General features: G+C 59.0%; 23 protein-coding genes and 2 pseudogenes. 16 read left to right on the forward strand and 9 right to left on the reverse strand.

Annotated features, from left to right (window positions below):
• Positions 1 to 9: 9 nt before the first annotated feature.
• The 5 genes from ACR0JN_RS16045 to ACR0JN_RS16065 are packed head-to-tail and all read left to right on the forward strand — an operon-like array spanning position 10 to position 5106.
• Positions 10 to 1251, forward strand: a complete 1242-nt coding sequence (locus ACR0JN_RS16045; RefSeq protein WP_480887408.1) for an NAD(P)/FAD-dependent oxidoreductase — start codon at positions 10 to 12, stop codon at positions 1249 to 1251.
• Positions 1252 to 1284: 33 nt separating this feature from the next.
• Positions 1285 to 2265, forward strand: coding sequence for a TRAP transporter substrate-binding protein (locus ACR0JN_RS16050; protein WP_480887075.1), 981 nt, complete (start codon positions 1285 to 1287; stop codon positions 2263 to 2265).
• Positions 2266 to 2324: 59 nt separating this feature from the next.
• Complete coding sequence (locus ACR0JN_RS16055) at positions 2325 to 2861, forward strand: TRAP transporter small permease (RefSeq protein ID WP_480816334.1); 537 nt, start codon at positions 2325 to 2327, stop codon at positions 2859 to 2861.
• Between the two features lie 4 nt (positions 2862 to 2865).
• Positions 2866 to 4173 carry a TRAP transporter large permease gene (locus tag ACR0JN_RS16060; protein WP_480816335.1) on the forward strand — a complete coding sequence of 436 codons (1308 nt, stop codon included), beginning with the start codon at positions 2866 to 2868 and terminating at the stop codon, positions 4171 to 4173.
• A 12-nt stretch (positions 4174 to 4185) separates the two neighbouring features.
• Entirely contained in the window at positions 4186 to 5106 is a 921-nt protein-coding gene (locus ACR0JN_RS16065) for a hypothetical protein (protein WP_480887076.1), read from the forward strand.
• Between the two features lie 113 nt (positions 5107 to 5219).
• On the opposite strand, the gene ACR0JN_RS16070 is transcribed toward ACR0JN_RS16065, so the two are convergent.
• From ACR0JN_RS16070 to ACR0JN_RS16080, 3 genes are all read right to left on the reverse strand, one after another.
• Complete coding sequence (locus tag ACR0JN_RS16070) at positions 5220 to 5762, reverse strand: luciferase domain-containing protein (RefSeq protein WP_480887077.1); 543 nt, start codon at positions 5760 to 5762, stop codon at positions 5220 to 5222.
• Positions 5763 to 5874: 112 nt separating this feature from the next.
• A complete protein-coding gene (locus ACR0JN_RS16075; RefSeq protein ID WP_480887079.1) occupies positions 5875 to 7242 on the reverse strand; it encodes a sensor histidine kinase in 1368 nt (455 codons plus the stop codon).
• On the reverse strand, positions 7239 to 7907 hold the full coding sequence (locus ACR0JN_RS16080; protein ID WP_480887081.1) for a response regulator transcription factor: 669 nt from the start codon (positions 7905 to 7907) through the stop codon (positions 7239 to 7241). The genes ACR0JN_RS16075 and ACR0JN_RS16080 overlap by 4 nt, the downstream gene beginning before the upstream one ends.
• A gap of 139 nt (positions 7908 to 8046) precedes the next feature.
• Between ACR0JN_RS16080 and ACR0JN_RS16085 the strand changes: the two genes are divergently transcribed.
• The 7 genes from ACR0JN_RS16085 to tcuB all read left to right on the forward strand — a co-directional run bounded on the left by ACR0JN_RS16085 (position 8047) and on the right by tcuB (position 16248).
• Positions 8047 to 9135, forward strand: a complete 1089-nt coding sequence (locus ACR0JN_RS16085) for a tricarboxylate transporter (protein ID WP_480887083.1) — start codon at positions 8047 to 8049, stop codon at positions 9133 to 9135.
• An 80-nt stretch (positions 9136 to 9215) separates the two neighbouring features.
• A complete protein-coding gene (locus ACR0JN_RS16090) occupies positions 9216 to 11246 on the forward strand; it encodes a tripartite tricarboxylate transporter permease (protein WP_480887085.1) in 2031 nt (676 codons plus the stop codon).
• Between the two features lie 8 nt (positions 11247 to 11254).
• A complete protein-coding gene (locus tag ACR0JN_RS16095; RefSeq protein WP_480887086.1) occupies positions 11255 to 12343 on the forward strand; it encodes a 4-oxalomesaconate tautomerase in 1089 nt (362 codons plus the stop codon).
• A 48-nt stretch (positions 12344 to 12391) separates the two neighbouring features.
• Positions 12392 to 12628 (forward strand): hypothetical protein, encoded by a 237-nt coding sequence (locus tag ACR0JN_RS16100; protein WP_480887089.1) that lies wholly within the window; start codon positions 12392 to 12394, stop codon positions 12626 to 12628.
• Positions 12625 to 13602 carry a D-2-hydroxyacid dehydrogenase family protein gene (locus ACR0JN_RS16105; RefSeq protein WP_480887093.1) on the forward strand — a complete coding sequence of 326 codons (978 nt, stop codon included), beginning with the start codon at positions 12625 to 12627 and terminating at the stop codon, positions 13600 to 13602. Before ACR0JN_RS16100 ends, ACR0JN_RS16105 begins: the two co-directional genes overlap by 4 nt.
• Positions 13603 to 13799: 197 nt before the next feature.
• Positions 13800 to 15194, forward strand: a complete 1395-nt coding sequence (tcuA, locus tag ACR0JN_RS16110) for an FAD-dependent tricarballylate dehydrogenase TcuA (protein ID WP_480887094.1) — start codon at positions 13800 to 13802, stop codon at positions 15192 to 15194.
• On the forward strand, positions 15184 to 16248 hold the full coding sequence (gene tcuB / locus ACR0JN_RS16115) for a tricarballylate utilization 4Fe-4S protein TcuB (RefSeq protein WP_480887095.1): 1065 nt from the start codon (positions 15184 to 15186) through the stop codon (positions 16246 to 16248). The genes tcuA and tcuB overlap by 11 nt, the downstream gene beginning before the upstream one ends.
• Positions 16249 to 16318: 70 nt before the next feature.
• Here the strand turns inward: tcuB and ACR0JN_RS16120 are convergent.
• From ACR0JN_RS16120 to ACR0JN_RS16145, 6 genes and pseudogenes are all read right to left on the reverse strand, one after another.
• Positions 16319 to 16948, reverse strand: a pseudogene (locus ACR0JN_RS16120) (IS6 family transposase).
• Positions 16949 to 17168: 220 nt separating this feature from the next.
• Positions 17169 to 17474, reverse strand: a complete 306-nt coding sequence (locus ACR0JN_RS16125) for an FAD-dependent oxidoreductase (protein WP_480887096.1) — start codon at positions 17472 to 17474, stop codon at positions 17169 to 17171.
• Between the two features lie 631 nt (positions 17475 to 18105).
• Entirely contained in the window at positions 18106 to 18342 is a 237-nt protein-coding gene (locus tag ACR0JN_RS16130) for a DUF2798 domain-containing protein (RefSeq protein ID WP_480887100.1), read from the reverse strand.
• Between the two features lie 24 nt (positions 18343 to 18366).
• Positions 18367 to 19797 (reverse strand): NAD-dependent succinate-semialdehyde dehydrogenase, encoded by a 1431-nt coding sequence (locus tag ACR0JN_RS16135; RefSeq protein ID WP_480887102.1) that lies wholly within the window; start codon positions 19795 to 19797, stop codon positions 18367 to 18369.
• A 109-nt stretch (positions 19798 to 19906) separates the two neighbouring features.
• Positions 19907 to 20857 carry a LysR substrate-binding domain-containing protein gene (locus ACR0JN_RS16140; protein ID WP_480887104.1) on the reverse strand — a complete coding sequence of 317 codons (951 nt, stop codon included), beginning with the start codon at positions 20855 to 20857 and terminating at the stop codon, positions 19907 to 19909.
• Positions 20854 to 21630 (reverse strand): aspartate dehydrogenase, encoded by a 777-nt coding sequence (locus ACR0JN_RS16145; RefSeq protein ID WP_480887106.1) that lies wholly within the window; start codon positions 21628 to 21630, stop codon positions 20854 to 20856. The genes ACR0JN_RS16140 and ACR0JN_RS16145 overlap by 4 nt, the downstream gene beginning before the upstream one ends.
• A gap of 143 nt (positions 21631 to 21773) precedes the next feature.
• Here ACR0JN_RS16145 and ACR0JN_RS16150 point away from each other — a divergent pair, with 143 nt between their 5' ends.
• The 4 genes and pseudogenes from ACR0JN_RS16150 (at position 21774) to ACR0JN_RS16165 (ending at position 25114) form a co-directional block, all read left to right on the forward strand.
• Positions 21774 to 22727 (forward strand): dihydrodipicolinate synthase family protein, encoded by a 954-nt coding sequence (locus ACR0JN_RS16150; protein WP_480887108.1) that lies wholly within the window; start codon positions 21774 to 21776, stop codon positions 22725 to 22727.
• Positions 22728 to 22815: 88 nt separating this feature from the next.
• Positions 22816 to 23358, forward strand: coding sequence for a 3-hydroxyanthranilate 3,4-dioxygenase (locus ACR0JN_RS16155; RefSeq protein WP_480887110.1), 543 nt, complete (start codon positions 22816 to 22818; stop codon positions 23356 to 23358).
• Positions 23359 to 23374: 16 nt separating this feature from the next.
• Positions 23375 to 24112 carry an alpha/beta fold hydrolase gene (locus ACR0JN_RS16160; RefSeq protein ID WP_480887112.1) on the forward strand — a complete coding sequence of 246 codons (738 nt, stop codon included), beginning with the start codon at positions 23375 to 23377 and terminating at the stop codon, positions 24110 to 24112.
• 28 nt (positions 24113 to 24140) lie between these two features.
• Positions 24141 to 25114 (forward strand): annotated as a pseudogene (locus ACR0JN_RS16165) (TRAP transporter substrate-binding protein).
• Positions 25115 to 25157: the final 43 nt, after the last annotated feature.

Raw genomic sequence — 25157 nt, forward strand, 5'->3', positions numbered from 1 at the left:
GACGGGGTCATTCCAAATCGGATCATCATCGCGGGTGCAGGAATTGTCGGTGTATCAGCCGGTATCTGGCTGCGCCGCTTTACCGATGCCGAGGTGACGATCATTGACCGTCTGCCCCCGGGCGAAGGGACGTCCCGGGGCAATGCCGGGGTGATCGCCGCCTGCTCGGTGGCCCCTGTGACGGCACCGGGGCTGGTGCGCAAGGCACCGGGGATGTTGATGAACCCGGACTTTCCTTTGTTCATGAAATGGGGGTATTTCCCGAAGCTTTTGCCCTGGCTGATCAAGTATCTGGGCACGGCCAATGACCCTGACACGCGTCGGATTTCCAGCGGGTTAACCACGATCGTTGCCGACAGTGTCGACCAACACAAGTCGCTTGTTGCCGACACAAGCGCGGCGGATTGGGTGCAAGACAGCGATTATTCCTTTGCCTACGCAGACCGGGCGGCCTTCGAGGCAGACAGCTACACATGGGGTTTGCGGCGCGAGGCAGGGTTCGAACCTGTCCTCAGGCAAGGCGATGACCTGCGCGCATTTGAGCCGAACCTGTCGCCTTCGGTCGGGCTGCTGGCAACCATGATCGATCATGCCTATGTCCGTGATCCCGGCGGCTACGTAAAAGCCTTGGCCGCCGTTTTCCAAGCCTCGGGTGGCACGATCCAACAGGCCGAAATCAAAGATTTCGAAATGACGGACGGCAAGGTGGCCGCCGTTATCACCTCAAACGGACGGCAGGTTTGCGATCAGGTCATTCTGGCAACCGGCGTCTGGTCCAAACCGCTGATGCGGAAATTGGGTCTCAACATCCCGATCGAGACCGAGCGCGGCTATCACATCGTATTCGAAGACTCAGCGGGTGGACCGTCCCACCCCATCATGGTGGCAAGCGGTAAATTCGTGGCCACGCCAATGGCCGCAGGGCTGCGCTGCGCTGGCGTTGTTGAGTTTGGCGGGCTCGACGCGGGCCCTTCGGATGCGGCGCTGAACCTGCTGCGACGGCAGGCAAAGGCGGCCTTTCCCAATCTGGTTTACAAGCAAGAAGTGCCGTGGCTCGGGCACAGGCCTGCGCCATCAGATAGCCTGCCTTTGATTGGTGAGGTACGTGACACGGGCGTGTTCGCCGCCTTTGGACATCATCACATTGGATTGACCGGTGCCCCGAAAACAGGAAGGATCGTGGCGGGTCTGGTCGCGGGCCAACCTGTCAACACTGACATTGGCGCATTTGATCCCATGCGTTTTGCATAGGACCGCGCGGATTTGACCATCAGGGAGAGGAAAATGACAAAAATCACGACGACATGTGCGACGATTGCCACGGCAACATTGCTGGCCGTACCTGCGGCTGCGCAAGAAAAATGGGATTTGCCTATGGCCTATTCCGGGTCCAACTTTCACTCGGTAACGGGGGCAGAGTTCGCAAAATGCGTGACCACCGGAACTGGTGGCGAGATCGAGATTACAACCCATCCATCCGGTTCGCTTTATGCCGGGGCTGACATCAAACGGGCAGTGCAAACAGGTCAGGTGCCGATTGGCGAACGACTGCTGTCCGGCCACCAGAACGAAAGCGCCATCTTCGGCTGGGATTCCGTGCCATTTCTGGTGTCCTCATTTGACGAGCATGAAAAGCTTTACGAGGCAGCTTTGCCGCATGTGCAAGACCTGCTGGCCGAGCAGAACATGACTATGCTCTATTCCGTGCCCTGGCCTCCACAGGGCCTGTATTTCAACAAGGAAGTGAATTCCGTCGCCGATATGGAAGGCCTGAAATTCCGGTCCTACAACAATGCAACGGCCCGAATGGCCGAACTGACCAAGATGCTTCCCGTGTCTATTGAGGCGGCCGAGATCAGCCAGGCCTTTGCCACCGGCGTGGCGGAGTCGATGGTGTCATCCGGGGCCACCGGATACGACCGCAAGGTCTGGGAAAGCCTGAGCCACTTCTACTCCGTCGATGCGTGGTTGCCCCGCAACTACATGCTGATCAACAACGATGTCTGGAACGGCGTATCGGATCAGAACAAGAACGTGATCAAGGCGTGCGCAGAGCTGGCCGAATACGCGGGCACATGGCGCGCCAAGGAATACACCGGCTTTACCCTTGCCGGACTGGCCGAAGGCGGCATGAGCGTTGCCCCCGCGGGTGAGCAGCTGATGTCCGATCTGCGCGGTGTGGGTGAAACCATGACGGCCGAGTGGCTGGAGGCTGCGGGCGATACAGGCACGGCCATCCTCGACGCCTATAACGCGGCGCAATAAGTGCGATTGCCCGGGCTGCATGTGCTGGCCCGGGCGTTATCAGCCCCGGAGACTGACCTATGACGGGTGCCTTGCGCGGCCTGCGCCGCTTTCTTGATTTTCTGTATCTGGCAGCCGGTGTTCTGGCGGCACTGTGCCTGATCGCCATCCTTTTGCTAATCGTCGCGCAAATGGTGGCCCGCTGGACCGGAGAGATCTTCCCCGGAGCCGCGAATTACGCTGGCTATGCGATGGCCGCAGCCAGCTTCTTCGCCTTTGCCAACGCGCTGAACCGGGGCGCGCATATCCGGGTGTCGATCCTGCTGAACGCGGTCCCGCAAGGGGTTCGCCGGGTGATGGAAATCTGGTGTTTCGCCATAGCGGCAGCCGTGATGTGGTATTTCGTATATTACGCCTACTGGTTCACCTACTGGTCGTGGAAATTCAATGAATTGAGCCAGGCTCAGGACGCGACGCCATTGTGGATACCGCAATCGGTCATGGTGCTTGGGGGTGGCATTCTGGCGATCTCGCTGACCGATCATCTGATCCATGTCATCTTCCGCGGGGATCACCGCATTCAGCGCGATCTCGTCGATCAGAGTTTTGGGGAGTAGCGTGATGGAAGAAATCTATGCAATCACCCTGTTCCTGTTTGTCCTGTTCCTGTTGTTGGGCACCGGGGTCTGGGTTGGGCTGGCCCTGATGGGCGTGGCCTGGGTGGGGATGGAACTGTTCACGACCCGCCCCGTCGGTGACACTATGATCACCACGATCTGGGCCTCGTCCTCCAGCTGGACCCTGACCGCGCTGCCCCTGTTCATCTGGATGGGAGAGATCCTGTTCCGAACACGGTTGTCCGAGGACATGTTTCGCGGCTTGTCCCCCTGGATGGCGCGCTTGCCCGGCGGGTTGGTGCACACCAATATCGTCGGATGCACGGTATTTGCGGCTGTGTCGGGGTCGTCGGCAGCGACGCTGACCACGGTGGGCAAGATGTCGATCCCGGAACTGCGCGCCCGCAACTACCCCGAGCGGATCGTGATCGGCACATTGGCCGGGGCGGCAACGCTGGGCTTGATGATCCCGCCGTCACTTGCGCTGATCGTCTACGGTGTCACCGTGAATGAAAGCATCACGCAACTGTTCTTTGCGGGCGTGTTTCCAGGCTTGTGCCTTGCGCTGATGTTCATGGGTTATGTGGCGCTGTATTCATGGTTCTCAGGGTCCTGGAACCCAAAACAGGAAACGTTCATGAGCTTCGGCGACAAGCTGAAGAACTCGCGCTTTCTGATTCCGGTCATGTGTCTGATCTTTGTGGTGATCGGATCGATGTATGCGGGCCTGGCCACCGCGACCGAGGCTGCGGCCATCGGGGTCATCGGGTCCCTCGTTCTGGCTGCAAGCCAGCGTTCGTTGAACTGGACCACGTTCACCGAAAGCCTGATGGGTGCGACACGGACATCGGCGATGATCGCTTTGATCCTGGCCGGGGCCGCGTTTTTGAAGCTGGCAATGGGCTTTACCGGTCTGCCGCGTGCATTGGCCGACGGAATTGCCTCGATGGAATTGTCGCGGTTCGAGCTGTTGATGATCCTTATGGTGTTCTACATCGTGCTGGGGATGTTTTTGGATGGCATTTCATCGGTGGTGCTGACGATGGCCGTGGTCGAGCCGATGGTGCGTGAAGCGGGCATCGACCTGATCTGGTTCGGCATCTTTGTCGTCGTTGTGGTCGAAATGGCGCAAATCACGCCGCCCATCGGTTTTAACCTGTTCGTTCTGCAAGGCATGACTGAACACGAAATGGGATATATCACCCGCGCCGCTTTCCCGATGTTCATGATCATGGTGCTGATGTGCTTTGTTCTGATCTGGTTCCCGGACATTGCAATGTGGTTACCCGAAAACATGCGTCAGGCCCCCTGACAGGTGGGTGCCGTGCTCAGCTGGCTTGGGCGGCAGGGTCGATACTGCCTGATCGCCGGCTTGATCGCCGGGTTGCTGGCGCCCGACCTTGCCGAGTTTTTGCGCCCGTGGATCGGGGTTTTGGTGGCAATCCTGCTGCTGGTGACCGGGATCCGCGTGGGCGCGCGTCAGGCATTTGGTTTGCGCGGTGACCTGATGCCGACGTTGCTGCGGATCGGGGTGTTGCAGACCCTGCTGCCGCTGATCGTAATTCTTGTGCTTGCAGCGGCGGGCCTGTTGCAGTTTCCCTTGGCCGTGGCTGTCTGTTTGATGCTTGCCGCGCCCTCGCTTACGGGGGCACCGAACTTCGCCATTATGATGGGTCAGGACCCCGCTCCGGGGATGCGGCTTTTGGTTATGGGAACAGGGCTGTTTCCCCTGACCGCTTTGCCGGTTTTTCTAATCCTCGATCCTGCCGGAGGTGGCGTGCAAAGCGGGATCAGCCTGTCCCTTGGTCTTCTTGCAGCGATCCTTTTGTCTGTCGGGCTGGGCTTTGCCACACGGCACCTGTTTCCCGAGTTGGGAAAGCCAAGGGCCCTGGAAATGTTGGACGGGTGTTCTGCCCTGTTACTGGGTATCGTGGTGATCGGATTGATGAGCGCAATCGGCCCGCTTGTCCGTACCGATCCATTGGCGATGCTAATGTGGTTGGTGGCAGCACTTGCAATCAACTTTGCACTGGTCGCTTTGACCTTGTTCTTGTCGAGCGCGGCGCGGCTGGGCATGGCTATTCCAACGGCAATCTACGCAGGCAACCGCAATATCGCCCTATTCCTGATCGTTCTGTCGGACGAGGCCGCAGCCCCATTGCTGGTTTTTGTGGGCTGCTATCAAATCCCTATGTATCTGACACCGATCCTGCTGACGCGCATCAAACTGATGATGTCACATTAGTTCTGCCCGATTGGGCGGTCAGATTTCTACGATCAGCAACCACTTGGCAGCCGAATCTTTCTGACACCACCCGTTCGCTGGATAAGGCCACTATTTCAGCGCCGATGATCACTTCAGTTTGATGATGAACCCAGACCCGTCACAAACTTGTATGACGCCTCGACCAGATTGAACACAACTTCCAGCTCATCCGTGTTGACCGGTGTAAAAATCATGACAAAACCACCCCAACCCGGTCTTTGATCCGCCCATGGGTGGCTGACGGCCCAACCCTTTTCAGTTGCCTCCTGCGCAAGCGCCGGGGACAGCGACGCATGCAGACTGCCATCTGGGTGCAAGTGGGCGAACTCACGACCACCCACAATAACCTCGGGTCGCGCCAGTTCGGTGTTTTCGGTGATCCAAAAGCCCAGAGCCCCCGGCAGGGATACGACCGTTTGCCGGATCTCAACGCCGGGTAGATTCGACACCTTTTTCAGCAGGGCCTCTGATATCTCCGGTACCGGCTCTACATCGATCTGAATATGCGGCACGCCATTTGTTGTTCGCGGGACTGGTGTTTCAAGTACCGGCAGGTCTGTCAGATCGGCTAACGCGAGGGAGGCCCCACAGACGCAGGTCAGGGACGCCAGAAAGATGAGGTGACTTACCTTCATATTTTAATCTCCCTTCGATCAACATCAGTCCGCTAAACGGTCATTCGTGGGATACGTACAGAGCCCCCGATAGCAAAAGTGCGGGGTTTTTATCGTAAACTCCGGACGTAATCTATGAAAGCACCGGTAGTTGAAGCGTAAGGCTTGCCCCCTGTTCGGCCCGATTGATGGAAATCTGGCCCCCGTGGCGTTGCGCGACGCCCGACACGATCGACAATCCCAACCCGCTTCCGTCGGATGGCTCCAGTTGCGAAAATCGTCCAAAGGCCGTTTCGCTGTGTTCGGGGGACAGGCCCTTGCCATCGTCGGCCACAGTCAAAGCGACCGTGTCATTCCTGCGTGCCACGGTGACCGACACTTCGCTCAGATCCTTGCCGCCATGCCTAAGCGCGTTGTCGAGAAGGTTCTTGATGGCCTCGCTCAGAAAGATCCTGTCTCCGGAAACCGGTATTCCCTCATTCGGCATGCTGAGTTCAAACTCGATACCTTTAGCAAGAAAGTGCACGCCCATGTCGGTGCAGACGTCTTCGACGATGTCCCGAAAATCGAACTCTTCGATCTTGTCCAGATGTGTTGGGTTCCGCAGACGTTCGAGAGACAGCAATTGCTCTGCGACATTCGCAGACCCTTTGGCCGCGATCACCAGATCGGCGAGGCGCCTGTCCCTGTCCGCGTCGGTTTTTGCGTCCCGAAGAGCCTCGGCCATGGATTGAACCGCCGCTGCTGGATTGCGGAGTTGGTGGGCGGCTTCGGATATGAAGGTTTGATGCGCGGTGATGCTGCGTTCCACCTGACCGAACAGCCGGTTCAGGGTTTTGACGATGCCTTGTGCCTCGGAGGGAACCGGTCGTCTGATCTCACTCAAATCGTCGGGTGAGCGTAGGTCGATTGCGTCTTGCAAATCCAGCAATGGCCGCAGACCGCGCGCGACGCCGAACCAGACGACAATCGCGAGGGTGGCCAGCAGGATACCCATCAGGATCGCGGCGCGCAGTGACAGTTCATTGGCAAAGGCGTTGCGGTCCGCGATGCGCTGCCAAGCCGTGACTGTCGCGTCACCCAGTAAATTTTCTTGTGTGACTCGTTCCGTCATTTTCAAAACGCGCACCGGCTCGCCCCGATACACCGCTTCAAAGAACTGCGGCTGGTACGCGTTCTGTTCCGAGGGGTCCGCGGAGGCCGGAGGATAGGCATACCCCGTCACATAGATACCGCCGGGTCCGGTCACGTGGTAAAATATCTCTCCGCCCGACGCATCTCGGATCAGACTGCGCGTGGTCGGCGACAGGGCATCGCCATCGGAAACAGCCACATCGCGGGAAATCGCAAGCCCGGCTGAGAGCAGACTGTCGTCAAAGAGCTCCTGCGCTGTCTGTTGGGCGACCGTGAAGCGCCACAGCCCCAGCAGGATCGCGAGCAAAACGAGCGGGGTCAGGATCAGAACAAACAGCCTGAGCCGGAGTGAGCCGAGATGGATCACTGTTCTACCTCAAGCAGATACCCAAGGCCCCGGGCGGTTTTAATCCGGATGCCCAGTTCCTGCAGTCGCTTGCGCAGCCGCGACACATGCGGTTCGACGGCGGAGGGTTCCACATCTGCGCCGACACCGTAGACATAGTCGGTCAGCTGGTTTTTCGGAACGATCCTTCCCCGACGCTCCAACAGGCATTCAAGCACAGCCATTTCCCGGCGCGGAATATCCAAGACCTCGCCTTGTACGCTGACCTGACGCGCGGTCCGGTCGAATTCCAGATTACCGATCTGCTCGCGCGCGCCGTAATCAAGCTGTTTGCGGCGCGACAGCGCCCGGATGCGCGCTTCAAGCTCGTCCATCTCGAAGGGTTTGACCAGATAATCATCGGCCCCCATGTCCAGCCCGGACACCCGGTCGCTGGTTTCGGTCCGTGCGGTCAGCAGGATCACGGGCGCGCCGTCGCCCCGGTTGCGAAGGGATTGCAGAATCTCCAGCCCAGACCGGCCCGGCAGGTTGATATCCAGAACGATCAGATCCGCGCCTTCCTGCTGCAGATACAGATGCGCTGCGTCGCCGTCTGTCAGCACATCCGCGGCGTGGCCCCGGTCGCGCAGACGGTAGGCGATGGCGTTGGCGAGGGGCTCATTATCCTCGACGATGACGATCCGCATCCGCTCTCCTGCAAGTTTCACGCAAGGTTGGCGTTCCATGATTGCCAGATGGGAGGGGGAATCAACCCCACAGTTCTATTTGCGATCACGGTAGCGCGGAGGGCGCTCGCGTGGTTGTCTGGTCAACAGGGAGGAACCAATGACCATTTCCAATTTCACCCGCCGCGCTGTCGTGGGGCTGATCGCCGCCGCCGGTCTTGCAGCGCCTGCCGCCGCCGAGGTCGATTTCTCGGGCAAGACCATCGAATGGGTCATCCCATTCTCGGAAACGGGTGGGTCGGCCAAATGGGCCAACTTCTTCGCCCCGCTTCTGTCCGAGGCGCTGCCGGGGCAACCGACCGTGGTCGTCAAGTTCATGCCCGGTGCCGGTTCGACCAAAGGCGCAAACTGGTTTCAGGAGCAGGAGCACGACGATGGCACCTTGCTGTTCGGCACCTCCGGTTCGACCCAGTTCCCCTATCTGCTGAGCGATCCGCGCGTGCGTTATGAATATAACGACTGGATCCCGGTCATGGCGTCGGGCACTGGCGGTGTCGCCTATCTGAACGCCGAGGACGGGGCCAAGTTCGATGGCTCGGCCAATGCGCTGAAAGACACCAATTTCATCTACGGCTCGCAGGGCGCGACCCGTCTGGACCTTGTTCCGCTGCTGGCCTGGCAAATGCTGGGTATGAATGTGGAACCGGTCTTTGGCATCAAGGGCCGTGGCGACGGTCGACTGATGTTTGAACGCGGTGAGGCCAATATCGACTATCAGACCTCCTCGGGCTATCTGGGCGGCGCGGCCCCGCTGGTCGAGGCCGGACAGGCCGTGCCGATGATGACCTGGGGTGCACTGGATGCCGATGGCAACATCGTGCGCGACCCGACCTTCCCGGATATCCCGACCTTCAAAGAGGTCTGCGAAGCCACCGATGGCTGCGAAACCAGTGGTGAGGCATGGGATGCATGGAAAGCCTTTTTCGTTGCAGGCTTCCCGGTGCAGAAACTGGCCTTCCTGCCCGGTGACACGCCGCCTGAGGTCGTTGATGCCTACACCGCCGCCTTCCAGGCCGTGACCGAGCGTGGGGACTTTGCTGACATCTCCTCGAAACGTGTGGGCAAATATCCGGTGTTTGTTGGCGATGGGTCCAAATCGGCGCTGCAGACGGCGACCAATGTGGACGACAATGCCAAGCAATATGTCCTGAACTGGCTGAAAGAGGCTTACGGCGTCGAGCTGAACTAAGCCGACACGCCGCAGCGCGTGCCCCAGACAAAGGGCGCGCGCTTTTCTGCACACAAGACAAACAATGAAAGGCGGCCGCTATGGAGGTTTTCGCCACCGCTCTACCTGCGCTCAGCGACGCGTGGGGTCTGATCCTGCAACCTATCGTTCTGGGCTACCTTGTTCTCGGCGTCGTTATGGGGCTGGCCGTGGGCGTCTTTCCGGGGCTGGGCGGTATCGCCGGTCTGTCCCTGTTGCTGCCTTTCATGTTCGGGATGGACCCGATCCTTGGTCTGGCGCTGATGATCGGGATGGTTGCCGTTGTGCCCACCTCGGACACCTTCGCCTCCGTTCTTATGGGCATTCCCGGCAGTTCCGCCTCGCAAGCGACGGTGCTGGACGGCTTCCCCATGGCAAAAAAGGGCGAGGCCGCCCGCGCGCTGTCGGCGGCCTTTTCCTCGTCGCTATTCGGCGGTCTGGTGGGCGCGACCTTCCTGACCATGTTCATTCTGGTCGCACGCCCCATCGTTCTGGCCTTCGGCCTGCCCGAGATGTTGATGATCACCATTCTCGGCTTGTCGATGGTCGCGATTCTGGCCGGGCGTATCCCCTTGAAAGGCGTCGCCGCCGCCGGTCTCGGCCTGATGGTCGGCACGATTGGTGAGGCGGATGCAGGCGGATCGCTGCGGATGGCGACCTACGACATTCCCTATCTGACGGACGGTCTGAAACTGGTCATCGTCGGTCTGGGCATCTTTGCGGTGCCCGAGATCGTCTCGCTGCTGCGGCAGGATCGGTCGATTGCCAAAGGGGCGTCGCTTGGGGCCGGATGGTTGGATGGCGTCAAAGACTGGTTCACCAATATCTGGCTGTCGGTCCGCTGTTCGATCATCGGCGTGGTTGTGGGCGTCATTCCCGGGCTCGGCGGCTCGGTTGTCGACTGGATCGCCTATGGCCATTCGGTGCAATCGACCAAGGACAAAAGCAATTTCGGCAAGGGTGAAGTGCGTGGCGTGATCGGCCCGGAAAGCTCGAACAACGCCAAAGAGGGGGGCGGGCTGGTGCCGACCCTGCTGTTCGGCATCCCCGGTTCCGGCTCGATGGCGATCTTCATCGGCGCGGTGGCGCTGCTGGGCTCCGGCGATATCGAGGTCGGCCCGAGTATGCTCAAGGACAACCTCGACATCACCTATTCCATCGTTTGGCTGCTGGCTCTCGCTAACGTCGTGGGCACCATCCTGTGCATCGCGGCCTCGGGCGGGATCGCCAAGCTGACGACGATCCGCTTCACCTATTTGGCCCCGTTCCTGTTCATGCTGATCAGCTTTGCCGCCTTCCAGTCCGGTCAGAACTTCGAAGACCTGCTGGCCCTGTTCGTGATTGGCCTGATCGGCATCTTCCTGCGCCGCTTCGACTGGTCGCGCCCGGCCTTCCTGATCGGGTTCGTGCTGTCGAACCCGGTTGAGAAGTTCACCAATCAGGCGTTCCAGATCGCCTCATTCCGGTTCCGCAAAAGCTTTGGCGAGGGGATGGAATATGTCTTCAGCCCCATCGTTATCGTGCTGATCGTCGTCACTGTGGCGTCGGTCATTCTGGGCATTCGTCAGGCCAAGATGATCATGGCCGAAGGTGATGTACAGGCCGGGCACAAACGCGCGCCGCTGGTCTTCCTGCTGGTCATCATGGCCTATCTGATCGTCGCTTTGGTCAACGCCAACATGATTCCCGACTACAACATGACCGACAAAGTCATCCCGCTGGTGATCGGCAGCGTTTCCCTGTTCTGCTGCGTGATCCTTCTGATCCAGATGATGCGGCGGCCCGAGGGCGATGCGATCTTTGCCGACAAGGAAATCTCCGGTGAAGACGCCAGTGCGCCCCACGGTCTGTGGTCCACGCTGGCCTGGTTCGCGAGCCTGATCGCAGCCACATGGGTCGTGGGCTTCATCCTCGCGCTGCTGGGCTTTCTGATCGCCTTCTTCCGTATCCGAGCGGGGGCCAGTTGGCAGATGACCCTGATCCTGACCGCCTGCGGCATCGGCTTCATGTGCCTGATGGCGGGCGCACTGAACCGCGACTTCCCACCGGGTCTGTTGCAGGACATGGTGGATCTGCCGTGGCCGCTGAAATGAGCCGCGCCGTGAAACAAACCGCAATCCCCTACATCTTCATGCGCGGCGGCACCTCGCGTGGGCCTTATTTTCGCAAGTCCGACCTTCCCGAGGATCAGGAGGTTCTGGCCGACGTCCTGATCGCCGCGGTTGGGGCCGGTCACCCGCTGAACATCGACGGGATCGGCGGCGGCGCGGCGGTGACGACCAAGGTGGCCATGCTGTCGGTCAGTGACGATGACTGGGCCGATATCGACTATTTCTTCGCCCAGGTCTCGGTCGAGGAGAAGCTGGTGGATTTCAAACCGACCTGCGGCAACATCCTGTCCGGGGTTGGTCCCGCTGCAATCGAGATGGGTTTGACCCGGCCCAATGGGGATCAGACCGAAATCCGCATCCGCGCCGTCAACACAGGCGCGCAGGTTGTCGCCCAGGTGCAGACGCCGGGCGGTGAGTTGACCTATGACGGGGACGCCGAAATCGCCGGTGTTCCTGGGCACGCCGCGCCGGTGCAATTGAGCTTCATGGGGGTTGTCGGCTCATCGACCGGGGCCTTTCTGCCCACCGGACATCTGCGCAACACTGTTCAGGGGATTGAACTGACCTGCATGGATGTCGCCATGCCGATGGCCATTGCGCGGGCGTCCGATTTTGGCCTGACCGGGTATGAAAGCGCGGAAGAACTGGATGCCAACCGCGCCTTCTTTGACCGGATGGAGGCCATTCGGATCGAAGCAGGGCGGTTGATGGGCATGGGCGATGTCTCTCAGTCGGTGACGCCCAAGTTCGGGCTGCTTGCGCCCGCTCGGGAAGGAGGAACCATTGCCGTGAGGTATTTCATGCCTTGGAAAACGCATCCCACGATGGCTGTCACCGGAGCGCAATGCATGGCCTCTTGCGCCCTGACGCCCGGAACTGTCGCGGACGGGCTGCTGAACCGGGGGAACGTGCGACCGGCGCAGGTGGTTCTCGAACATGCGTCGGGAACCATCGACGTTTTGGTGGATTTCTCGACCGACGAGGGGTTTTCGCTGAACTCCGCCGGTCTGATACGCACCGCGCGCAAGCTGGCCGACGGGCATATCTATGTCCCAAACAGCGTCTGGAACGGGAGTTGATTGGCCTCCGTCATTTCGGTATACTAAGGTATACAAAAGGGAGCCTCTATGACAGACTATTCTGAATGCCTCGACATCGCCCGGCAGGAGCTCAGGCTGGCACAGGCCGCGCTGCGGCGGGACATGGCGCGGTACCCGACACCGATTGCGGGGTGCGACGTGCAGTTCAATCACCTGCTGGATCAAAGCGAACGGGTTCGCAGCGCGCTGGCGGCCCTTGAAGCGCCAAATTTTGTTCCGACACCCCGAAACCTGGCCCCCGGGCGGAGTATCGAAAGCCGATGAAAGTTCACATTCTGGATGACTGGTTCGACACGCTGCGCGGTTTGCCGTGCTTTGCGAAGCTTGCCGAGCACGAGGTGACGGTCTGGACCGATCACGTCGAAGACACTGACAAGCTGGCCCTACGGTTGCAGGAGGCCGAGGCGGTCGTTTTGTTTCGGGAGCGTACCAAAGTGACGCGAGAGTTGCTTGAGAAACTGCCCCATCTGAAACTGATCAGCCAGCGTAGTGTTTATCCTCATGTGGACGTAAAAGCCTGTTCGGATCAAGGCGTGCTGTTGTGCTCTAACATGCATGCAGGCACTCCGTCCTACGCGGCGGCCGAGTTGACCTGGGCGCTGATCATAGCCGGGATGCGCGATTTGCCGGGGCAAATGGCCTCTGTCAAGGCGGGGCGCTGGCAGGCCGGGGTCGGCAAGACCCTGCGTGGGCGGCAGCTGGGGCTTTACGGCTATGGCCGCATCGCCCGCGCGGTTGCGGGCTTTGCCGACGCGTTTGGGATGAAAGTGGCCTGGTGGTCGTCGGAGGACGGCCGGGCGCGGGCGCAGGCCGACGGTATGCAGGTCGCACCCAGCCGTCAGGAATTCTTTTCGGACAGCGATGTGGTCTCGGTCCATGTGCGCCTGAAACCGGATACGCGCGGGATCATCACCGTATCGGATTTCGCGCAGATGCAGCTGGGTGCGCTGTTCGTGAATACCTCAAGGGCCGGGCTGATTGCGCCGGGTGCCTTGCTCGAGGCGCTCAATTCAGGTCACCCTGGCAAAGCGGCAATTGACGTGTTCGACACCGAGCCGCTGACTGATCCGACCGATCCGCTGCTGTCGCACCCAAACCTGATCGCGACGCCGCATATCGGTTTCGTGACCGAGGACGAGTTCGATCTGCAATTCGCCGACATCTTTGATCAGGTGAACGCCTATGCCAATGGCGCGCCGATCCACATGATCAATCCCGAGGTTTGGACCGGCGCATAGTCAGACGGGCCGCCACGAAGGTCACAGGCACGATCCGCGTCAAATGGTGGGGAAACTCCGGAACGGCCCCGTCCGTAGGGTCGGGTTTTGACCGTGTTGACTCGATATGTATCCATATGTATACAAATGGACGCAACGCAGCTGCGAACCCACGTTAGCCCAGCGGCTGAGGCTAAATTCGGTAGGTAAAACAGGACATGGCCCCCAAAAAGGAAGCTTACGATATCGCTGTGATCGGCGGCGGAAATGCAGCCCTCTGCGCCTCGATGACCGCGGCTGAGGCCGGTGCCCGCGTTCTGATCCTTGAAACGGCGCCGAAGCCCTATCGCGGGGGCAACTCGCGCCACACCCGCAACTTTCGCTGCATGCACGGCGCCCCTCTGGGTCCGTTGATTGAAGAGTACAGCGAAGACGAATACCTCTCGGATCTGCTCAAGGTAACCGGCGGCAAAACCGATGAGCATCTGGCCCGTTTGGCGATCCGCACGTCCGAGGAATGCCTGCCATGGATGGAGGCGCACGGAGTTCGGTTTCAGCCCTCGCTGTCCGGCACATTATCTTTGGCACGCACCAACGCGTTCTTCATGGGGGGTGGGAAATCTTTGGTAAACGCCTACTACCGAACGGCGGCGGGTCTGGGCGTGGATGTGCTGTATGAGGCTGCCGTCACGCATCTGGAGCTGAATGGCGATCTGATTGAGTGGGTGGACTATACCTATGAAGGGCAATCCCACCGGATCACGCCGAAAGCGGTCATCGTTGCCTCGGGCGGGTTTCAGGCGGATACCGATTGGCTGACGCGTGAGTGGGGTGAGCCCGCAAAGAACTTCCTGATCCGGGGCACCCCCTACAACCGCGGCGTGGTGCTGGCCGACCTTCTGGATCAAGGGGTCGAGAGCGTCGGCGACTCGACCCAATGCCACGCCGTTGCCATCGACGGGCGCGCGCCGAAATTCGATGGCGGCATCGTCACCCGCCTGGATTGCGTGCCGTTTTCTATCGTCGTCAACAAGGACGCGGAACGATTCTACGACGAGGGCGAGGATGTCTGGCCCAAACGCTACGCGATCTGGGGGCGCCTAGTGGCGGGCCAGCCGGAACAGGTAGGCTACGTGATCATCGATGCCAAGTCGCTGAACCTGTTCATGCCGTCGGTGTTCCCACCGCTCAGGGCGGACACGCTGGAAGACCTCGCCGGGATGATGGGCCTGCCCGCCGACAAGCTGACGGCCACCGTCAGTGACTTCAACCAAGCCTGCGGCGACACCAGTGGCTTTCATCCGACCGAACTGGACGGGGTTGCCACCTTGGGCCTGACCCCGCCCAAAACCAACTGGGCCCGCCCGATCGCCGAGCCGCCCTTCTACGGCTACTCGCTGCGTACCGGTGTGACCTTTACCTATCTGGGGCTCAAGGTCGACGACACAGCCCAGTGCTCGACCCCGGGCGGCAAGATCAAAAACCTCTGGGCGGCGGGGGAAACCATGGCCGGGTCGATCCTTGGCCAAGGCTATCTGGCCGGGTTCGGCATGACCATCGGAACCGTTTTCGGACGCATCGCAGGACGTGAGGCCGCCGCTTATGCAAACTGAACTGATACAGGAAGCCCGCCGTCAGGCCGAGATTTGCAACGCCTGCCGGTATTGCGAGGGCTATTGCTCGGTCTTTCCATCCCTGCATGCGCGGCGGGCATTCTCGGATGGAGACATCACCCAACTGGCCAATCTCTGCCACAACTGCAGGGGGTGCTACTATGCTTGCCAATACACGGCCCCGCACGAATTCGACCTGAACCTGCCCAAAGCGCTGGCCGAGGTGCGCAGGGACAGTTGGGAAAGCTTTGCCTGGCCGCAGCCTCTGGCGCGTCGGTTTCATACCCATGGCGGGGCCATCGCCCTGGCGCTGGTGGTCGGGTTTGCCCTGATGTTCTGGGCTATCCGCGCCATCGGATCGAGCGGGGGCGAGGGCTTCTACGCCGTCCTGTCCCACACTGCGATGGTAGCGATCTTCACCCCCGCTTTCCTGCTGCCGCTGGTCAGCATCGGCATCAGCCTACGGCGCTATTGGCATGCGGTCGGCGGCGAACCCGTCCAAATTTCCGACCTGATGGCCGCCTGCAAACGCGCGGGCAAGATGCAGGATCTGGCTGCCGGACATGGCGAGGGCTGCAACTTCGAGGACGAAGACCGGTTCAGTCAGGCCCGACGTCATATTCATCAGGCTATCCTGTACGGCTTCCTGTTGTGCTTTGCCTCGACCTCGGTGGCGACTGTTCTGCATTACGGCTTTGGGCTGCACGCGCCCTACGGATTCTGGTCCTTGCCCAAACTGCTCGGGATTTCCGGCGGTCTTCTTCTGACAGTGGGTTGTGGTGCGATGGCGCATCTCAAGCAGAAATCCGACCGCGATCTCGGCGATCCGTCAGCCTGGGGCGGCGAGATCGGCTTCATCCTGTTGCTTGGGTTTGTCGGGCTGAGCGGGCTTATCCTTTTTGCCCTCGGCTCAACACCGCTGATGCCAGTTCTGCTCGCCATTCATCTCGGATCGGTTCTGACATTCTTTCTACTGACGCCCTACACCAAAATGGCCCACGGGTTTTATCGGCTTGCAGCGCTTGTCCGGGATGCGCAGCGTCAACGGGTCTGACTGGGTATGCACTGGCCGGGTTCTGTTGCGAAGTGTTAGGTGACGGAAGAAAACACACCGGACGGATGGGCTAAGAAGCCAGTTCCGCGAATTGGCGAAACGGACGGTTTCCGGGCGTGAATCGAACTTTGCGGATCAGTTCTATGCCTGCCTGGACAGATGCGGCTGATGAGAGAGATTTGAAACCCAGCATGAGTCTGATCCGTCGTTTGATGAAAGGGTGATCCTGCTCGATGATGGTATCGAGGTATTTCCGCCTGACCATATCGATCAGGATCGGGCAACCAAAGCTCTTGAGCATCTTGTTGATGGCTTTGATGCCAGCCGCATTGGCAACATTTTTTTGGCGACAATCTTCCGTGGCAAACCGCTTACCTCGAGAGCGCGCGCGAAGAACCTCGTCGCAGCGGCCTTATTCCGTTGCTCAGATAGCATGAAAGCCAGTGTCTTGCCGTTTTTGTCGATGGCTGGATAAAGGTAAAACCACTCACCCTTCACTTCCTCATAAGTCCCATCCATGTGCCATAAATGGTCAGCGGGACGCTATTTGTACGGCGAAGCATCAGCTACTAGACCAGCGAATAGTCTCACCCACAGGTTCGGAGGTGCATGACCGAGTTCAACGCCTCTTTCCGCTACAATTTGCTACAAGCCCGATATGATACGCCGTATCCACGATAGAAGAAAAAACGTACAAGATTACTTCTTTTGGAGAATGCGCGAACTTTCACGAGATTGTCACCGTCTGCTCCGGTCATTCAGAGCACGGACTACCAAAACGAAGCGTCGTCTGACAGGTGGACATTAAGTTTGCGACGGAATCCTCGGAGTTGCGAGCTTTATGAAGTGGCAATCAAACTGCGGCATTCGATCGGGCCTTAGGAACTTGGTTGATATTTGCTGCGGCGGGTTTTTCCGATCTAAGTGCCCGAGATATACGCGCGGGTCATTTCTGCCGTAACGGCGGGAAGGATAAGGCTTATGTGACCATGACCGGACGCGACAAAAACCCTTGGGTTTTGCGGTGTTGGACCGATGGTGGATAACGAATCCGGTGTGCTGGGCCGGTCACCCGACCAAAGCGCTGCGGTTTGATCTCCGATCCCTATGATCTTCTCAGCTTTCCGGAAAATCGGCCCCATCCGCGTATAATCCGGAGGGCGGCTGGCCGAGGTAAACCCAGCCTCGGTTCTAAGTCGCAATCCGTCGGGCATCAGAGATGCCACGACGCGGATGTCAACAAACAATGCGGATCGTTCAAACGCGCGGGCCTGTCGAACCGCTTTTGATAGCCATGGTCGGCAATGATGGGAACTTTAATACCAAGAAGTTTCAAGAAGCTTTGGCAGCCAACCCCCGCGGCCAGAACCGCACATCGAAATCGTGGTCACCTGCTTTCCGTATTTACCTTTACGTCCGTTGGTGAAAGAGAAAGCTTCAGAACATTCTCTTGTCGAATGCCGACAAAAGCGCATCTAGCATGGCTTCTGACGAAATAACTTGACTGACGTTCCGAAACAGCGTGGCGCTTTGGACAAGATCAGTAAAGCGAGCGGATACCAGACCGGTTTCGATCTCAAAAAGCTCGCCGGCGGAAAGTTCCTCGACGCAGGTGCCCAACCTCCGGCGCCTTCACAAAGTGCTTTTAGCTGCAAGCGCCGACTCCTCTGAGAGGTAAAGCTACTTCCATTGCCTTGAAGAAAAACGCTCGCGCCTTCGAAGAGGCGCGCGAGGTCTGTAACGAATATGGGCGCTTCTTGCGAAAAACGGGGAATATTAGGGGGTTCCACCCAATCTGTCGCTGTGTGAGTCAGGGGATCAAGAATTGTGATCCGTTCTCGCCGTTCAGTGCATCGCTTATTTTTCTTTGACCACAAGCCTCAAAATCCTGCGCACAAGGGGCGCGACGATCAATACGATTGGAAATGAGAACACCCAAGCTGCCAGCCACGCTGCAAACCACTTGCTGAGGAAATCGACAACGAATCCAATGTTCGAATAGGTCGCCAGTCCGGCAACCATGCAGGACATCATCCCGGACAAGATGAAACCAAAGGCAAGCGGCTCGTACTTTTTGGGAATGAAGGGTGCCATGTCGCCTGCTTTACACCGTTGCACCTAAACGATGGCCGCCGAGTGCCAGACGTTTTTGACGTCCATGTAATTGTCGAGGCCTTCAGTGCCACCTTCACGCCCATAACCACTGGACTTGACGCCGCCGAACGGCGTTTCGGGCATAGACGCCTCGAGCGTGTTTATGGAAAGGTTTCCAACCTCAACTTCGTCGATCAGGCGGTCAATGTAATCGGCGCGATTGGTAAACGCATAGCCCGCGAGGCCGTATGGCACCGAATTTGCTTGTGCGATCGCCTCATCCAGCGAAGAGACCGGGTTTATCACAGCGACCGGGCCAAACGGCTCTTCCTGCATGATCCGCGCCGTTTGCGGTACGTTCAGCAGAACCGTGGGCTGGAAGAAATACCCGTTGTCCCCATGCCGCGCGCCGCCGGTGGCCAGTGTTGCGCCTTTGGCAACGGCATCTTCGACCAACGACGTCAGCACGGGCACGCGGCGTTCGTTTGCGGTTGGTCCCATTTCGACGCCCGCTTCCATACCGTTTCCGACGACAGTTGCCTTGGCGCGCTCGATAAAACCGGCGGCATAGTCATCAAAGATGCTTTGGTGGGCAAAGAACCGGGTCGGTGACGTGCAGACTTGGCCCGCATTGCGCATCTTGCGAATGGCGCTCGATACGGCGGCGGACTGCACATCGGTGTCCTCGCAGACGATGACCGGCGCATGTCCACCCAATTCCATCAGCACGCGCGTATCGTTTTGCGCGGCCATCGTCGTCAGATGTCGACCAACGGTCGTGGACCCTGTGAAGGCGACGAGGCGCACGGGTTTTTGCGGGATCAAGTAGCCCGAGATGTCGGCGGGGTTTCCGAAGACAAGGTTCAATACCCCCGCTGGCAGCCCTGCATCTTCGAAGGCTTTGACGATGTGGATTGCGCCGGCGGGGGTTTCTTCTGCCGCCTTCAGGATTATCGAGCAGCCCGAGGCCAGCGCCCCCGCGATCTTGCGTGCAGGCTGGCTCATGGGGAAGTTCCACGGCGAGAACGCTGCAACCACACCGACAGGTTGGTGATGCACTGCAAATTTGTGTCCCCGTGCCGACGGAATGATCCGGCCATAGGTGCGCATGGCCTCGCCTGCGTCCCATTCAAAAAACTCCGCGCCCCGAATGACTTCCAGCCGGGCTTGGGGCAGCGGCTTGCCATGTTCCAATGTGATCGCGGTCGCGATCTCGTCCTGACGTTCCCGCATAAGGGCGGCGGCGCGCAGGATCGTGTCGGCCCGTTCGCGCGGAGAGGTTTTGCGCCAAATCTCGAACCCTTTGTCGGCAGCTTCCAGCGCGGCGTCCAGATCGGTCGGACCGGCGCAGGGCAGGCGCCCGATCTCTTGCTCAGTGGCCGGGTTGATCACTGGCATATCCGATTCCGCCTTCCGCCATTCCCCGCCAATGAACAAATTCAGATCAGGATACATCTGTACGCGCCTCCAATTACATTGCCTCCAGATCACCCGTCACCTGCGCTCGCCTCAAGGAAATTGGATGAATACTGATATCGGATTGCGGAATATCAGGCTTTGGTTGCTACTCGGACAGCGATTGGGCTGCCGCATGCAGCGCCGATTTGAACGCACGCCCCGCGGGGGATAGATCATCCCCGACGCGAAGTGAAACACCAATGGGGCCGTGACCAAACGGCACCTGCCAGTCAAGCTCAACAAGATGTTTGCTTGCAACGTCATGCGAGACAACAGCAGCGGGCATTAGACCAATCAGATGACGCGATTGCAAAAGCGCCCGGTTGGTGAGGTACGAGACGCTTTCAATGGCGACTTTTGGTACGTATTGCTGCTGCCGGACAAAGAATTGATCGACTTGACGCCTCAATGTCGTTTCCAGGGGCGGTAAAATCCATCCGAACGGTTTCGTCTGGGCAAAGCTTACGTCGCTTATCTGCGCCAAAGGATGATCCGGACCAACCACGGCAAGAATACGATCTTCGAGCAATTTCTCCTGCCGCAGCTTATCGCGATGCCTTTGCGAAGGCAGGCGTCCAACAACCATGTCAATTTCACCGGACAGAAGGCCGGGCATCAGAACCTCGTTTGTGCCTTCACTGATCTTGATCGCCACATTCGGACGCTTTTCCAGAAGGATTTCGATGGCTTTGGGCAACAGGCTGGTTGACGCCGCAAGCAATGTGCCGACGACAACCCGACCGGCATTGCCTTCGCTCAGGTCGTCCAGTTCCTGCGCGGCATTCGAAATCTGCGCAAAAATCAGCTTCCCGTGACGGATCAGTGTTTCACCGAAGATTGTTGGCACGACGCCCCGGTTGGTGCGGTCGAACAGCTTGACCTCAAAGTCCAGTTCCAAATCCTGGATCATCTTGGTCGCGGCGGGTTGCGACATGCTCAACGACCGCGCCGCATTCTGGATGTTGCCATGCGTGCCAACGGCCACCAACAGACGCAACTGCCGCAGCTTCAGCCGGGTCAGTGCACGGTCAACGATCCGGGCGTGGCGGTCGATCATAGTGAAATACCCGCGGAGATCTGGTCAAGTTTGCTCAGTACGCTCATCGCGGTCAACGCAGAAGAGCGGGGATTTTCAGGCAGGGAATTGCCGCTTATTCGGAACTGGAACTGGCCGAAGTCGCCCTCGGCGGTGACCTCGTGAATGTTCTGCGAGACCTCTGCATCCGCAATCAGCCGAACCTTTGTGTCATCGAATCCAAGGCCCGCAAGCGCGACGGCCGCTGCGACATTGGCGTTCTTGGGATATTTCAGCGCAGCGACACGGGCGCTGCCTTCGAAATGTAGATATGCGCCTTTGGTCAGCCCGTCCAAATCCAGCTTGCCCTCGGCCGGGGACCCTTTCCATCCCTGCGGGGGTTTCCGGCCCGTATAGGTTACAGATGTCAACTTGCCCACGCGCGCAGCGGCCAAACAATCCAGCGCCCCGATGGCACCGCTGGCCAGATGCAACTGCGACCCACCGGCCTTGGCCGCGTCGCGCAAGGCGGCCTCGGTTTCCGGATTGGCCAACGCACCAATTGAAACGGTGATCATGCTGAGACCCCGCGCCAGGATTTGTGGGCCGTGTGCCGCCAGAGCCTCGTGCCCCGCGCAGTCAATCATCAGATCAAGGTCGCGCGGAAGCGCCTCGACCGATCCGACCTCAAGCACCGCACCGTCCGCCACTTTCTCCGGTCGCAGCAGGACAGCGCCCAGCTGATGCCCGTTCGAGGCAAGAGCATCTGCTACATATCGCGCGATTGCGCCTTTGCCGATCAATCCAACTTTCATGGGACGACACTAGGCCATCATAAGGTTCTGAGGAATTACAAAGCGTCTGATATCCGTTTTTTCGATACCCATATACCCCCTTCGGTTTGGACTGCGCAGATGTATTCAGGTTTTCTGGCATCAAATCGTAAGGAGCGGTCCGTATGAAATATACCAAACACGACGCAAAGGCCTATGCGCGTGAGAACATGCGCGGCATTTGGGCGGCTGCGCTGAATCCATTTAAGGATGACCTGTCGCTGGACGAAGAAGGTTTGCGCGCCAACATCCGGCATTGGGTCGATGATCTGGGCATTCAGGGCCTGTTCGTGGCGGGCAAACAGGGCGAGTTCTGGTCGATGAGCCTGCAAGAGCGCAAGCGCAACATGAGCATCGCTGCCGATGAATGCAAAGGCACGGCAGGCACGATCATGTCGATCTCGGACCAGAACATGAATACCGCGCTGGAGCTTGGCCGCCACGCCCAAGATTGTGGCGCAGATTATGTGGTGGTTCATGCGCCCATGCTTAGCTTCTGTCAGGATCGCGGAGACGTCCTCTATCACTACTACAAGCGTTTCTGCGACGAACTGGACATCGGCATCGCGATGTGGAGCCATCCCGATAGCGGCTATCTGATGCAGCCCGAGGAATGCGCCCGCATCGCGGAATTGCCCAATATCGTCGCGATCAAATATTCTGTCCCGCGTGAGATGTATGTGCGCCTGACGCATATGGTCGGCGACAAGATCCACGTCTCGACCTCGGCCGAGCATGAGTGGCTCGACAATATTCTGGAGCTGGACTGGAAGCTCTATCTTTGCTCGTCGCCGCCCTATCAATTGCAGACCAAGGCTGATCAGCGGATGAACGAATACACGCGGCTGGCCTTTGAAGGCAAAGCCGATGAAGCGCGGCGCGTATTCGACAGCCTGAACCCGGTCCGCGATGCGATGAAACGGACCAAGCCAGCAGGCAAGCCGACGGCGTTCGGCAAGTATTGGCAAGAGCTTTTGGGCCAGACCGGGGGCCGCGTCCGCGCGCCGATGCTAGAGCTGACCGAGGCAGAGAAAGAGATCATCCGCCATGGGTTCAACGAATGCGGGCTCAAGGTCTGATATAGCCAAATCGGATATCTACATGCCGACAATTGCTTTGCGGCAAAGGCACGTGTCGCAGACACTTTTTGAAAAGGGGAGACGACCTATGTCCAGATTAGCGGCGTTCAACTTCAAGGCCTGGATCGACGAGCACCGGCATCTGCTGAAGCCCCCGGTCGGCAACAAGATGATCTTTGAAGACTCGGACCTGATGGTCACGGTTGTGGGTGGTCCCAACAAGCGCACCGACTATCATGATGATCCGGTTGAAGAATTCTTCTACCAGCTTGAGGGCGACATGCTGCTCAAGCTCTATGACGGCGAAGAGTTTTACGACGTCCCGATCCGCGAAGGCGAAATATTTCTGCTGCCACCGCATGTGCGGCACTCACCGCAAAGACCGCAAGAGGGTTCCGTCGGGCTGGTGATCGAGCCGAAGCGGCAAGAAGGCCAACATGACGCCATCGAATGGTACTGCTTTGAATGCAATCACAAGGTCTATCGCGCGGAATTTCAACTTCAGTCCATCGTGAAAGACCTGCCGCCGGTTTACGAGAAATTCTACGCCTCGGAAGAAGATCGCACCTGCCCGAATTGCGGCGCGATCCATCCGGGAAAAGAGCCGCCCGAGGGTTGGGTGCAGCTTTAGACAAAGGAGCACGATCATGAAAATTGTTCTTGTCCACGGCGCTTGGCACGATGGCAGCCTTTGGGAAGAGGTCGCGAAACCACTGCGTGACGCGGGCCACGACGTTCACACCCCGACGCTGGCAGGCAATGCGCCCCCGGGTGTCGAGGTGGATCGCACCATCGGCCATGCCGAGGCGGTGCAATCAGCGGTCGACTACATCAACGAAAATGACCTCTCGGATTTTGTCCTCTTGGGGCATTCCTATGGCGGCTCGATCATCTCGAAGGTCGCCGAGGCGATGCCCGACCGCATCCGGCGTCTGGTCTATTGGAACGCCTTTGTTCTGATGGACGGGGAGAGTGTCGAAGACGTCAGCCCCCCGCCATACAAAGAGATGATGGACGGCATCGCCGCCTCGGGTGCCTATGGCGAAGGGGCGGTCAAGCTGCCATTCCCGGTCTGGCGCGAGGCGTTCATGAATGACGCCGATCTGGATCTGGCTCAGAAAACCTATGAGATGACCACGCCGCATCCGATCCGTACACTGACGGACAAGTTGGAGCTGAAGTCCTTCTACGACCTGCAAATTCCAAAGTCCTACATCAACTGCACCGAAGATATCGCGATGCCTCCGGGTGATTTTGCTTGGGTGCCGCGTTTCCCGGGTCGTCTTGGCTTGTGCCGCTTGGTGCAAATGCCGGGCGGACATGAGGCCTGCTTTACCAATCCCGGCCTGCTGGCCGAGAAAATCATCGAAGCCGCGCGCGACTGACGCGACACAAAACGAACAGGGAGACGTCATGAAACACTTCACGAAATTCATCGCCTCAGCCGCTCTTGTCGCGGCTTCAAGCCTTGCCGCGCAAGCCGACGAGTTCCGTTTGGGGCTGATCACTCCGCCACCGCATATCTGGACAAAAGCTGCCGAAGCCTTCGGGGCCGAGTTGGCAGAAGCCTCGGGCGGTGCGCACAGCGTCTCGGTATTTCCAGCCCGGCAATTGGGCAATGAGGCCGAGATGCTGCAACAGCTTCAGACCGGCGCGCTGGACATGGCGTTTATGACCGTTGCCGAAGTCTCGAACCGCGCGCCCGAGCTTGGTGCCTTTTACGCGCCCTACCTGGCCAATGACATTGCTCATGCAGGGCGCATTCTGCGTTCCGATACTGCGAAAGCCATGTTGGAGCCGCTTCCCGGACAGGTCGGTGTGGTCGGTGTTGGCTATGGTATGGCCGGTTTGCGCCAGATTGTAAGCCGGGGCGAAATTTCGTCGGCCGATGACCTTGCCGGTCTGAAGCTGCGGATCACCCCGTTCACACCAATCCTCGACTTTTACAATGCGTCGGAGCCGCGCCCACGCCGATGCCCCTGCCTGCCGTTTACGACGCGCTGGCCAACGGTCAGGTCGATGCGATTGACATGGATGCCGAGCTGATCTGGGTGCTGAAATACTACGACCACGCCGATACGATCGTGCAGTCGGATCACATGATGTTCCCCATGGTCGGGATCGTGTCGGCCAAGGTTTGGGCAGGGCTTTCGGAAGAAGATCGGGCGATGATCAGTGACCTTATGGCAAAGCATGTCGACAGCACGATCGAAAGCTATGTTGCCAAAGAAGCTGGATGGCTGGAACAGATCGCCGGAACCGGCAAGACCTTCACTCAGGTCGACGCGTCTTTCTTTGGCGACACCATCGATGAATGGAACGCCATCTGGTCGGAAAAGACTTCGTCGCTCGAGGCTTTGCGGGCAACAGCTGCAGAAACCGAGTAGTGTGGCACCAGAATTGAGAGGGGCGCGGGCACGTCCGCGCCCT

This window comes from Ruegeria sp. G12, assembly GCF_056533565.1.